This window comes from Paenalcaligenes hominis (genome assembly GCF_041359055.1).
GTDB classification, from domain to species: domain Bacteria; phylum Pseudomonadota; class Gammaproteobacteria; order Burkholderiales; family Burkholderiaceae_B; genus Paenalcaligenes; species Paenalcaligenes hominis_A.
Genome location: NZ_JBGJKZ010000002.1, coordinates 553,756 through 566,316 on the forward strand (window position 1 = coordinate 553,756; position 12,561 = coordinate 566,316).

Annotated in this window: 14 protein-coding genes; 3 read left to right on the forward strand and 11 right to left on the reverse strand. The window is 46.9% G+C overall.

Annotated elements, in window-relative coordinates; all coding sequences use genetic code 11:
• Positions 1-95 precede the first annotated feature (95 nt).
• The 11 genes from ACBP46_RS06565 to ACBP46_RS06615 form a co-directional block, all read right to left on the reverse strand.
• A complete protein-coding gene (locus ACBP46_RS06565) occupies positions 96-785 on the reverse strand; it encodes a fumarylacetoacetate hydrolase family protein (protein ID WP_371015934.1) in 690 nt (229 codons plus the stop codon).
• 1 nt (position 786) lies between these two features.
• Positions 787-1,317 carry an inorganic diphosphatase gene (gene ppa / locus ACBP46_RS06570; protein WP_371015935.1) on the reverse strand — a complete coding sequence of 177 codons (531 nt, stop codon included), beginning with the start codon at positions 1,315-1,317 and terminating at the stop codon, positions 787-789.
• A gap of 25 nt (positions 1,318-1,342) precedes the next feature.
• Positions 1,343-2,824, reverse strand: coding sequence for a heme biosynthesis HemY N-terminal domain-containing protein (locus ACBP46_RS06575; RefSeq protein ID WP_371015936.1), 1,482 nt, complete (start codon positions 2,822-2,824; stop codon positions 1,343-1,345).
• A 2-nt stretch (positions 2,825-2,826) separates the two neighbouring features.
• Entirely contained in the window at positions 2,827-4,230 is a 1,404-nt protein-coding gene (locus tag ACBP46_RS06580) for a uroporphyrinogen-III C-methyltransferase (RefSeq protein WP_371015937.1), read from the reverse strand.
• Between the two features lie 24 nt (positions 4,231-4,254).
• The gene (locus tag ACBP46_RS06585; protein WP_371015938.1) at positions 4,255-5,052 is read right to left on the reverse strand and encodes a uroporphyrinogen-III synthase; all 798 of its coding nucleotides are present in this window, start codon (positions 5,050-5,052) and stop codon (positions 4,255-4,257) included.
• A gap of 2 nt (positions 5,053-5,054) precedes the next feature.
• On the reverse strand, positions 5,055-5,996 hold the full coding sequence (hemC, locus tag ACBP46_RS06590; RefSeq protein ID WP_371015939.1) for a hydroxymethylbilane synthase: 942 nt from the start codon (positions 5,994-5,996) through the stop codon (positions 5,055-5,057).
• 1 nt (position 5,997) lies between these two features.
• Positions 5,998-6,120, reverse strand: coding sequence for a hypothetical protein (locus ACBP46_RS06595; protein ID WP_268235109.1), 123 nt, complete (start codon positions 6,118-6,120; stop codon positions 5,998-6,000).
• Positions 6,121-6,316: 196 nt separating this feature from the next.
• Positions 6,317-6,550 (reverse strand): hypothetical protein, encoded by a 234-nt coding sequence (locus tag ACBP46_RS06600; RefSeq protein ID WP_371015940.1) that lies wholly within the window; start codon positions 6,548-6,550, stop codon positions 6,317-6,319.
• Positions 6,551-6,559: 9 nt separating this feature from the next.
• Positions 6,560-7,711: a Na/Pi symporter gene (locus ACBP46_RS06605; protein ID WP_371015941.1), complete on the reverse strand. Its 1,152-nt coding sequence runs from the start codon at positions 7,709-7,711 to the stop codon at positions 6,560-6,562.
• Positions 7,712-8,040: 329 nt separating this feature from the next.
• A complete protein-coding gene (locus tag ACBP46_RS06610; protein ID WP_371015942.1) occupies positions 8,041-8,262 on the reverse strand; it encodes a hypothetical protein in 222 nt (73 codons plus the stop codon).
• 280 nt (positions 8,263-8,542) lie between these two features.
• Complete coding sequence (locus ACBP46_RS06615; protein ID WP_371015943.1) at positions 8,543-9,718, reverse strand: MFS transporter; 1,176 nt, start codon at positions 9,716-9,718, stop codon at positions 8,543-8,545.
• Between the two features lie 90 nt (positions 9,719-9,808).
• Here ACBP46_RS06615 and ACBP46_RS06620 point away from each other — a divergent pair, with 90 nt between their 5' ends.
• The 3 genes from ACBP46_RS06620 (at position 9,809) to ACBP46_RS06630 (ending at position 12,383) form a co-directional block, all read left to right on the forward strand.
• The gene (locus ACBP46_RS06620; protein WP_371015944.1) at positions 9,809-10,657 is read left to right on the forward strand and encodes an AraC family transcriptional regulator; all 849 of its coding nucleotides are present in this window, start codon (positions 9,809-9,811) and stop codon (positions 10,655-10,657) included.
• Positions 10,658-10,804: 147 nt separating this feature from the next.
• A complete protein-coding gene (locus ACBP46_RS06625; RefSeq protein WP_371015945.1) occupies positions 10,805-11,266 on the forward strand; it encodes an Ivy family c-type lysozyme inhibitor in 462 nt (153 codons plus the stop codon).
• 145 nt (positions 11,267-11,411) lie between these two features.
• Positions 11,412-12,383 (forward strand): 2-hydroxyacid dehydrogenase, encoded by a 972-nt coding sequence (locus ACBP46_RS06630; protein ID WP_371015946.1) that lies wholly within the window; start codon positions 11,412-11,414, stop codon positions 12,381-12,383.
• Positions 12,384-12,561 lie beyond the last annotated feature (178 nt).

Genomic DNA, 12,561 nt, shown 5'->3' on the forward strand with positions numbered 1-12,561 from the left:
ACCTAGAATAAGCAGCCCTAAGCTATGGATAAACTTGCTGTATCGGGCTGGGTCGTAGTCTAGTGAATTTCGGTGCTGAAGTGATGGTGAAACAACTATTTCACGTCAATATGAAGCGGCTGGAAACCAGCAATTTCTGCGCGAAGCTGATCCCCTTTATGGATAGTACTGACACCGGCAGGCGTTCCAGTCATCAACACATCGCCCGGTAATAACGTAATGTAGCGCGACAAAAAAGCAATAGCTTCGGCCACTGGCCAAATCATTTGATTCAAATCGCCTTGTTGGCGTAGCTCGTCATTAATATAGAGACGAATATCCCCCGAATCCAATAGCTGTGTGTTGGGTACAACTGGGCCAATAATAGCTGCAGCGTCAAAGCTTTTACCTAGTTCCCAAGGACGTCCTAACTCTTTGGCTTGAGCCTGTAAATCACGACGCGTCATGTCTAAACCAACGGCATAGCCATAAATAGATTGAGCAGCTTGCTCCACGCTAAGATCACGACCACCCTGAGCTAATGCGACCACTAGCTCAACCTCGTGCTGCAGGTTGTTGGTTTGACTTGGATAAGGCATAACGCCTTTGCCATCTGTGCCAATCGGTAAAATGACTTGAGCAGGTTTACAGAAAAAGAAAGGGTCTTCACGTCCACTATGCCCCATTTCCTGAGCGTGTTCAGCATAATTACGACCTACGCAAAACACACGCTGCACGGGAAAACGGGCTGTGGAGTCAACCACTTCTAAATAATTGGGAGCAGGAGGTGTAAAGACCCAGTTCATTTTATTCCGCCTTAAAACGTTCGATACTGCTGGTTATTTCTTGTTTAGCGGCTTCGGCATCAGCCCAACCCTGTACTTTTACCCACTTACCTTTTTCTAGATCTTTGTACCGTTCAAAAAAATGCTGGATGCGATCAAGCTCTTCTTGGGGCAGATCGCTAGGGCTTTGGATGTTACGGTAGGGAGGATAGAGTTTGGTAACAGGTACAGCTAGAACTTTAGCATCACCACCTGCCTCGTCTTCCATGTTAAGCACACCAATAGCACGACATTTGACGACTGCACCGACTTGAATAGGAAAAGGAGACAAAACGAGTACGTCTACGGGATCGCCGTCCTCAGAAATGGTTTGGGGCACATAGCCATAATTGCATGGGTAATGCATGGCTGCCAGCATAAAGCGATCCACCATAACCACGCCTGTTTTGTCATCCACTTCGTATTTAACAGGGTCGGAGTTCATGGGGATTTCTACTACTACATTAAACTCTTCAGGAGCTTTATCGCCGTAACCAATTTTAGTTAAGCTCATTTGTATGCCTTTAATCTTTAGTTAGTTAATCGCGTTTCCGATGGGTACCATCGGATGTCATGGAGACATCAACCCCTGGGATAGGAGCGGTGTCAAAATACTGATGTTCAGCCTCCTCGTTAACCGCTGTGGTTGGTTGAGGGAGCTCGGTTTTTGAGACGGGATCGGCTGAGGTGAATACCGCCGCATCAACAGCACTGGCTGCAACAGGTCTTGTAGTATCGACGTAAGCATTGTCTTCTGGCAAGGCCCCATCGACTAAAGTCGGATCATCTTGAAGATCGGCAGCAGGCAATAAGCGATGCGGTGCCATAATGGGCAAAGTACCTGCTGTCGCTGCAGCAATGCGCCAATGCTGAATGGCTTCGTCGTGACGCTCTAAGACATCGTAGAGTTGACCTAATAAAGCATGAATACGTAAATCATTACGCAGTGCCATACTGCGTTTAAAGTAATGCTCTGCTTGCCCCCAAAGTTGGCCCAACACACATAAACGCCCCAAGGTAACTAACAATGCGGGATTATTAGGATGGCGTTGTAACCACTCTTCGGCTTTGGTTAAGCGACGTTTGTATTGATCTACCGTAGTACTAGCATACAGATTTAATAACTCGGGCTCGGGCTCTTGTTGAATAGCAGCCTCTAGCACTCGAGCGGCTTCATCAAGCCTGCCCGCCTGCGTTAACCATTGACCTGCGGCTAATGCGACTTGTTGACGTGTTTTCTCTTCGGTACGCAAATCGCTCCAGATAGACTTAAACTGCTCGTCGTTAGCTAGCTGAATACGTCGAGCGGCAGCGTACTCTATATAGTCCAACGCCTGCTTTTTATCAATGGCACTACGCCGTAATAGCAAGCGAGTTAATTCGTAAACACGCTCTGGGTTATCCAGTTGGCGGTAAGCACGCAGTAGTAAGCGAGTTGCTTGAAAATGCCTAGAGCTGGCGTCCTGTACAGGCTGTAATAGATCTATGGCTTCTTGGGCTAAACCTTGCTCTAGGTACATTTCAGCAGCTGCAGTGGCGTAGGCAAGTTTTAACTGCGGGTCGCTCCCGGCATTTTTTTGAGCAATCTGCAGCGCCTCATCGCGACGGTGAAACTCGGCTAGATCGTGTGAAGCACGAGCCGAAGCTAAACCGGCAACCAGTTTGGTTTTACGCGATTTCGATTTAGCAAGCAATTTTGTGAGCTCTTTTTCTGCTTGAGCTGAGCGACCTTCAAGAATATGAATCCAGCCAGTTTGCAGCAAGTCTTGATCGCGACGCTCGGCACGGCGATGACGCCACAATCTAAAGCGCCCAGGGCTACCGGTGAGCCAAGACAAACCGTTTAACAACATATACAGCACAAAGAACAACGCAATTAGCGCAATAACACTAAAAGTGGTTGAGAAGCTGATATGCCACGGTGGTGCGATAATTAGCACATTACCGCTGTGCTCTCGCAAAACCAACGCCAACGCTACAGCAGCCACAAAAACCAGAAAAGTCCAAATCCATGTACGCATAATTACACCGCCTGCAGAGTACGAGTCGGGGTGGCTTTTGCCCTATCGCCCGACTCTGTGGAAGGGGTGAGCTCAGACTGAGTTGAGTGAGTGTTTGGGGTTGTCTCGTGTTGGGTCTCGGGCTCAGTTGAAGTAGACTCTGGCGTCGGCTCGTTCTTGGTATCAGACTCTGCTGTGTTAGAGTCGGTTGCCTCGTCGTGAGCTTGGGGCTGAGTTGGCACAGGCTCTACTACAGAATCTTGCTGAGGCAGCTCGGACTCAAACTCGTCTTCAGACCCTTGTTTTAAACTCTCAATGACAGCCAACGTGTTATCAATGGTTGGTAGCTTTAGCTCTACATCCGCATCAGCTAATTGAGTCGCTAAGGCTAAAGCACGTTGTGTTAGCGCTTTTGAGGCATCAAAACGCTCTTCGAGCGCTTTAACAATAAAACCCATTTCGGACTGCCAAACTTTAGGCTGCTTGGTCATTAAAGCCAATTGGGCCATGGTAATACGCAAACGTAGATTTTCACGTAAACGATCGGCCTGCTCTGGAGAAATTAGTAGCGCCGCATTATCATCGACTCGACGCACACTAACAAACTGACCTAGGTCTTGACGAATGCTGTTCCAGCTTTGTTGCGTTAGAGCCGCTGCGGTACTGAGTACACGCTGCCACCAAGCCGAGTCTTCGGCAACAGGTGTGGTAGAAACTGATGTCTGAGGATCGGTTGTAGGTTGATCAGACTCTGAGAGCCCCGCGCCGGCTTCAGTTATGTATAAAGGCGCTTTATTAATTAAGTCAGTTAATCGCTCTAGCTGTGCTGTTAAGGTAGCGACATCAATGACTTGAGCTGTTCGTAATCGATCCAAATCGCCGTTGATAGTTTGGATAAGTACCGCAAAATTTTGACGGTTGGCTTGGGTCAAGCGTGCTTGTGCAGTCTCTAGCGTTACGATGGCATTGGCTACACTGCCACCGATTTGAAGCTGTTGCTGTGCAAGCGCAGCCAGTTGCTCTATGTCGTTTAACAACATAATTTCTGTGCCCGAGTCGCTGATGGTTTGCACTGCAGCACTGACATCATTAAGTTGCTCTAGGGCTTGGGCGAGCTGGCTATTTAATCGCTGCAGTTGCTGGGCTTGATTTTCAACTTGCGTAAGAGCCTGTTTAGCAGACTGTTCGTTTTTTTGCGCTTGTTGCACAAGAAGCTGTAGCTGCGAATCGTACTGCTGGCTAAGATTTTGTTGATTAGTTTGGATATACCACATTGCCCCACCACCTAAAGCTAGGGCTATCAAAGCAGTTAAAAGCACCGGGCCTTTAATGCTTTTGGCTTTAGTTTTAGCAGGCTTGCTAGCTGGGGAAGCTGCTTTTCCAGTGGCTTGCTGCGTCTGATTCGTATTATCGCTGTTCTCTTTCATGACGTAATTGTAATCCGTTAAGCATTATTTGGGCAGCGCCGCTCTAAGCAACGCCTCCTGCATCGCCATTTGGCTAGGTGCACATAGCTGAACTTGTTCCTGCAACTGCTCAGGAGTAAAACCACATAACTGTTGAATTTTCTCTGCAATACGCGGATGTATAGCCACAAACCGTGCGTGCCTCCAAGCTATATCTAACTGTAAACGCACCATGTTTTCATAGATGGCTTGAGTGCTTTCTGAACTGGTCAAAAGAAAGGTCACTGCTTGGGGTTTTACCAAATCACGCTGCAATTGTATAGCGCTGTCATCAGACCACACCACTGGGGATCGCTGATAAATGCTACAACGTGTTAATTTTTTGTGAGCTTGCTCTAAACGTTGGCTGAGCCACTCTCGACCGTGCTGCCCCCGCACCAACAAAACCCGTTCAAATTCAGCTAAGCGTGGTTGCAGTAATGCCCAAAGCGCTTCGGAGTCTTGATACGGATGATGAGCGGGTGGATGAATCAGCTCAAGTTGGGTCGCTAAGCCCGTCTCATAAAATGGTGCTGCGCTTGCCGCCCCAACGGTGGCAATAAGGTGTTGGGGCATAAAGGTTTGGCCGGATTTCGCTAGCGCCTTTAAGTAATAACGCACAGCCTGAGCACTAACAAAAATAATTAACTCGTGAGGCTGAGGCGTCAACGCAGGGGGGAGCTGATCCATGGTTGATGTAACAGCTAAGGCAGGTAATACCAACGGTCGTATACCGTGAGGAATTAGAGCCTGAGCCAAGGCCTCATTTTTTCCTGCTGGCCGAGTTAAAACAACCGTAGCCAAGGTTACTCCTCGTTAGGCAAAGCAAGTTTAGCCAAAATAACATCGGCCCCTTGGGCTAAAAGGTCTTGGCCTACGGCTTTACCTAAAGCATCGGCTTCGGTTACAGGACCGCGACGCTCGGCACGATACACCACAGAGGCGTCTGGCTCGGCCACTAAAGCACGAATCCAAATTTGATCTCCTTCGAGCTCGGCATAAGCCGCTAAGGGCACCTGACAAGAGCCGCCCAGAACACGGGTTACAGCACGCTCGGCTTGGGAACGATAGGTTGATTGTGCACAAGCTAATGGGGCTAACCATGTTTTAAGGTCGTCACGGTCTTGATGCGTTTCAATACCTAAAGCACCTTGGCCTGCAGAAGGCAAGCTATCAACCACTTCAATACTCGATCGAATACGCTCGGTCATCTTTAAGCGTTTTAAGCCTGCGGTAGCTAGAATAATAGCGTCAAACTCGCCAGCATCTAGTTTAGATAAACGGGTATCTAAATTGCCGCGTAATGGTTTGATGACTAAATGGGGGTAACGCTCTCGTAATTGTGACTCACGGCGTAAGCTAGAAGTACCAACTACAGCACCATCGGGCAAATCGTTTAAGCTCTGATAGTGATTGGATACAAAAGCATCCCGGGGGTCATCGCGTTCCATAATAACAGGCAAGGCAAAGGGTGCCGGCACATCATAAGGCACATCTTTTAATGAATGCACAGCCAGATCAGCACGCCCATCTAAAAGCGCCGTTTCGAGCTCTTTGATGAATAGCCCTTTACCCCCGATTTTAGACAGGCTGCGATCCAAAATACGGTCGCCTTTGGTGCTCATACTTAGTAACTGTACATCGCACTCTGGGTAGAGTTGTTTTAAGCGGGCTTGTACATGCTCGGCCTGCCAAAGCGCTAAACGACTAGCACGGGTCGCAATGACTAATTTTTTTGGTGTGGACATACTAGCCTGCAAAATAACGTGCAATGGCTGCACCGATTAAACCTAAGGCGGCTAAGATCGCCAACCCTTGTAATAACGAAAGGCCGCTTTCGCCTTTTTTCTGCGATTTATTGGGAGTACTCATAAAATTTCCTTTACTGTCAGTATTTGCACCGCTTAAAAGCGCAAGGTCTAAATAGACCTTGTGTATAGCTAACAGGGCTCAAACAATACCCACAGTATAAAACGGATCAAGCCAAAACCCTAACCACTGCACACGCAGCAATTAAGGTTTTGGCCCTATAGACGTTGCTAACACAAACCGAATCAGCCGCTTAATACTAATCGTCTTTGCTGCGTAGCTCGTCAAGCAAATGCTGAAAAAAACCTTTTACCTGATACCATTGCACTCCTGTGCGGCTATCGGGCAAACGTAAACGATCAATGGCCTCGTGCTGAGCATCGATTTTTCGACGCGTTAGTTCGGCACGAATAGCAGTAATTTGTTCTTGTGCATCATCTAATATCTGCTTTAACTCTTTACGAGTCATACCACTGAAATCTTGATTAGGCATCGCAACTCCTTAAAACAAAGTGGTCAATGCAATAAGGCACAAAGGCAGAAGCAAAAACACCCCAAAAATCCAAACTGCGGCATACAGTTTCTTTTTAGAGGCAAGTCGGCTTAAACGATCTGCACCACGTAACGGTAACTCTCTAAGAAAAGGTACACTATAAATAAGTGTTACGGCAAAAATATTATAAAGCACATGCACTAAAGCAATCTGCATTGCTGGCACCGCCATTGGACCAATAACAGCAGTCGCGGCCAGCAATGCAGTAATGGTGGTGCCAATATTAGCGCCCAACATAAACGGATAAATCTGACGCAGCGTAAAAGTGCCAGCCCCAGCTAACGGCACCATTAAACTTGTAGTGGTTGAGGACGACTGCACAAATACCGTAATTAATGTACCGGAAAAGATCCCTGTCAAAGGGCCTTTACCGATGGCTTTGTGCATCACGTCTTTGGCTTTGCCCACCATCAGCACACGCAACAATTTACCTATATAGGTAATAGATAAAAAGATAAGCACTAGCCCCACAACCACCATGAGTAAGCCGGCATAAGGATTAGGTAATAACCGTGCCCCGGCCTCGATACTATCTACCAAAGGTGAAGTGGCAGCGCTCACAAAGTTGAAGTCAGACATAGACACATTGGCATCGCCCACCAAGGCCTGAGCTACCACCGCTGCAGAGCGCTCAATGAGGCCAAACATGATTTCTAATGGTAAAAAAATCACCACTGCCAACAAATTAAAAAAATCATGCACCGTCGCAGCGGCAAAAGCGCGTCTAAACTCATTTTTTTTGCGCATATGGCCCAAGCTGACCAGAGTATTAGTGACCGTGGTGCCAATGTTTGAGCCCATTACCATGGGAACGGCAATCGCTACAGGCAAGCCACCGGCTACCATGCCAACAATTAGCGAGGTGACAGTGGAAGACGACTGAATTAACGCCGTTGCCACAATACCAATAACCAAACCTACGTATGGGTTGGTCGCAAAAGAAAAAAGCTCTTGGGCTTGGCCTCCGGTGGCCTCTTGAAATCCGGTACCAATTAAGCTTACAGCACTAATTAAAATGTAGATAAGAGCCAACACCCCTATCCACTGTGGCCATTTATGCTTAGCCGTTTTTACTGCATCCAACGAATCTGTCTGTGACATCCAGCTGCCCTTTTGTGAAGAAAACAACGTACAGACACAGAGCCTAATGGATTAAAAAGCAGGCTATTTGCTATATAGAGTCTAAAGCCAATAGTGTGACTGTATAAAATTCCAACCGAATTATACCTGTAGGCTACAAACAAAAAATATAAAAAAACATCTATTGCATCTGGGGCTAAAAAACGTTAGTGAAATAATTACTTTTTATTTTGACAGCCTGCTCCGCCCTCTAGGGCGAGCTTTGCTGTGCACTAGATCAACGCGCCCATAAAGCAAAAAGGCTAGCGAATTTATCTGCTAGCCTTTTACATCGACACAGTCACCTGGGATTAAAATCCGGTGTGTAACTCAAAACCCCATTTTACTTGCTCAACTTTGCGACCGCGTGTTGTTGCTTGAGCCTCAAAAAACACATGTGCTTTACGGTCAAATTGTTTAGCAACAGTGACTACGTGATGCCAAATTTCCTGCATGCGATTAGCAAATGCGCCTGTACGAGGAGTACGCTCTAATTGAATGCCATTGGAAGCTGCCAAGTTGTAGTTCACCATTTTGAAACCCTTCTTTGTAGAGTTAATCATCAGTGATTACTATTATAGGGTAAACCCTAGGAAATAGCGAATTAACCTAGCTATGCTGTTGTAAAAGCGCGATTCAACTCACTTGTTAAATTTTAACTTCACGGCTACGGCGATTTAACGTTTAAACGTCGCGTTTAGCATCCTCTGCGTCTTTACCAAAACACGCGCAAAGCTCCGTCCTTTAGGGCGAGAAGGATGTCAATAGAACCACTCTTTATTAATGAGCTTCCCCCCTAAATATCCAGTTCAATTAGTCGTGCAATGTACGCGATCGCCCTGCTAAGCCACCCATCGTAGCCCCTAACACTGCCAGACACGCAGCCAGCCATAACGGAAGCGTCCATGCCCCTGACCACGTATAGAGAGCCCCTATAACAACAGGACCTGCCGAAGCCAATAAATAACCAATGCATTGCGACATGCCAGATAAAGCGGTTGATTGACTCACACTGTTAGAGCGCAACCCAATAAATGCCAACCCTAAAATAATGCCAGACCCTGTGCCAAAACCAAACAAAACAGCCCAGAGCCAAGCCCACTGCGGCGCATACAGAAAACCAAGTAAGGCCACAGCAGATAACACACACACTATAAAAGCAATACGGCACTGGTCAGGCAAACGACGCAAAAGACTCGCTAAAACCAAACCGGGTACGGCGGTGGCGAGTTGCAATACACCATGGATTGAACCCGCCTCTACTGCCGAATAGCCTGAACTTTTTAATAACACTGGCAACCAACTTATTACCACGTAATAAATCGTTGAGTTCAAACCCAAATACAACGTGACTTGCCAAGCTAATGCACTACGCCATAAGCTAACTTTCTTAATCTCAGTAGCAAGAGCAGAAGCAGTCGATACGGCAGTCATCATTGGCCGCCACCATAAAATCAGAGCAACTATAGGCAAGAAAATAAAACTAAACAGAGCAAACTGCCACCCAAGTCGCTCTGCAATAGGACTGACTAGGGTCGACGCCAAGGCTGCAGCCACACCCATACTTAACACATATGCCCCTGTGACCGCCGTAATGTGGTGCGCAAAGTTGCGCTTGATAAGACTAGGCAAGAGCACATTACCCAGCGCAATACCCGCCCCAATCAGTACCGTACCGCTAAATAGTGCTATTTGCCCTCCTACTGAACGAAGGCTAATGCCTAATGCAATAATTAAAACGGCACCAAATAAGCTGCGCTCTAAGCCTAAGCGTTGCGCCAAACGAGCGCTTAGCGGTGATACCAAAGCAAAAATCAATAATGGCAGTGCAGTCAGAATCCCTACTCCCGTTGCGCTTAACCCAACCCCCGCTTGAATTTGGGTCAATACTGGAGGCAAGCCAGTAAAAGGGGCGCGCAAATTGGCTGCAATAAACACCACACCTAATAATAAAAACACACTACGTTTAGTCAATACAGACTGGCTCACTGCGTTGTACTCCTTAAATCATTGTGTAATGACTGTACCTCTAAGCAGACTCTGGATAATATAGAAATAATGACTATTTATCGCTAAATTATGACAAACTTCCCTTCTCTACGTCATTCCTTGAGTGAATTTGACCCTGATACGATCCCTAGACCAGCCGTTGCACTGCGCGTCGAAGTAGCAAACAACAGCGAAGAACAACCGGAACATCGCCACCAAAAAGGGCAATTAATCATGGCGGTGCGCGGAGGGGTCACTTGCCAAGTTCCATCGGCGTTATGGATGGTGCCTCCTCAGCATGCTGTTTGGATACCAAGCCAAATGCCGCACAGCAGTTTTGCTACTGCGAATGCAAAAATTTATTTTTTATTAATTGAAGTCACGGCTGCCTCAATGCCCACCGAATGTTGCACCCTCGCTTTGCCACCGCATGTGCGAGAAATGATTCGTTACTTGGCTCAGCAAGACCCTCTCTATAATGCAAATAGCGCTACAGAACGACTTGTTACGGTACTGCTTGAACAACTGACCTTATGCGATCAAGAAAAACTTTGTTTACCTATTTCTACGCATCCTAAAATTCATTTAATGACACAACGGCTGCTAAACGATCCGTCTGATCGCACCACCTTAGCTAACTGGGCGCAACAATTAGCCATGAGTGATCGTACATTAGCCCGCCTACTTGTTAAGGAAACAGGATTAAGTTTTGGGAAATGGCGCCAACAGTTGCATCTTTTAATTGCCTTGCAGCTCTTAGCAGCAGGCACGGCCGTTCAAACCGTGGCAGGCCATTTAGGCTACGACTCCGTGACGGCTTTTATTACCATGTTCAAAAAATCACTAGGAAAAGCACCCACGCATTATTTTGCTGCATTGCAGGCCTCGGCCTCAGAACAAAACTTAGCCAAGATTTCAGAGAAAAACTCGCCCCTATAAAACGCTAGCAATACTAAATCAATGCGGTATGCTTAATGTTAATAGGCTCGCCTTTAAAAACTAAATATCGCGGGTTTAGCGTTGTAACAGCATGAGAAGGAGGTCTCAGTTGCCACTTTTATTTTTTTATAGCCCTAAGGAGCTAAGATGAATAAAAAAACACGCTTAATCAGTCTACTATGCAGTGCTATGTGGTTAGCCACACCCATCGCTTACTCAGCAGAAAAACCGCTACCCACTTTTGAAAATCAATATCTAAGTGACATCACAGAGCAAAGCAAAGACCTCGCTAAAAGCTATACCAACTTGACTCAAGACGCATCTAAAACCGCTACCTGGCTGCCCTCCTATGGTGTAGCAACGCCAGGAGTTAAAGTATTGGTCAATGAAAAGGAGTACATTGCTTTTGGAGGTTGCGAGCCCCATAACTGCCCTAACTCAGCTTATGTGGTGGTGCTTGACCCTAGCACTCAGCAATTTATTAAGGGCGCAGTGCGCTATGAAACCCAAACGGATGAAGCACCCCATCAAACGCAGTTGGTGTGGCTAGGGGATTATGACGAGGACTTTGTTCCCATCATTTGGAATCAGTTTTACCCAATGAATTAAGTTCACCTATGCGTTATGTATTAGTACAACCAAGCCAGACCTAAATGAACCGTCTGGCTTTTTTATCACTTAACAAAAAAGAGTTTGCTAAGCTTAACTAAATTCAAGCAACCCACAATTCATAATAAATTTATAGGATAGATGTATGAATGCAAATGCTCCACAGGTCGCCATTACAAGTCGCATTTTTCCTGAATCAGTAGCCAAGCTCCAAGCCGCTGGTTTTAGTATTGCTTATCATGATTCAAACCAGCCTTTAAAAGACGATGAGCTAGTTCGTTTTGCGCACCATGCTAAAGCCCTACTCGTCTCCGCCAGCACTCCAGTCAACGCCGCTCTAATAGAACAGCTGCCTAACTTGCAAGTTATCGCCAATATAGGAGTAGGCTATAACAATATTGATGTGGCAGCAGCGGCAAAACGAGGGATTCAGGTCAGTAACACACCCGATGTATTGACTGAAACTACTGCTGATCTGGCTTGGGCCCTACTATTTGCTGCGGCACGTCGCATCAGCGAGTCCGAACGGTGGTTGCGAGAAGGACACTGGCAAGGTCTAACTCTGGACGGATGGTTAGGTCTAGACATTCACAGCAGCACTTTAGGTATTTTAGGTATGGGCCGTATTGGAGGCGCAGTAGCACGCCGCGCCCAAGGCTTCGGGATGCGTGTGTTGTATCACAACCGCACCCCTTTAGCGCCCGAACAGGCCAACGGTGCAACCTGGGTAGATAAAAATACATTATTAAGCGAAGCAGACCACCTGATTCTGGTAGTACCGTATTCAACTCAAACACACCATCTGATTGGCGCGGCGGAATTAGCCCAAATGAAACCCTCAGCTGTGTTGATTAATATTGCACGCGGTGGCGTAGTGGATGATGTGGCGCTTGCTCATGCCTTAGCAAAAGGACAGATTGCTGCTGCAGGCATAGACGTGTTTGAAAACGAACCCGCTATTGCCCCCGAGCTATTAGCAGCCCCTAATGCTGTACTCACTCCGCATATTGGCAGCGCCACCAAAGCCACACGCTTAGGCATGGTAAATGTGGCCGTAGCCAATCTACTGGACTGGCATGCTGGACAACGTATGCGCAATCTCATTCACACAAGCTAAACACACGGTATGAGTGATGATCTTTTATTAAAAAGACGTGCTCCCCATGAGACTCAACGGGGCGTAATAATAGTGTGCCTCAGTGAGTGAGTTGCTACTAAGCAGAAGCTGGACGCTTTACTCCAAAAAACGGCTCAGGTTTGCGCGCATTTGGTTAGGGTAGACGGCTTAAAGTAAA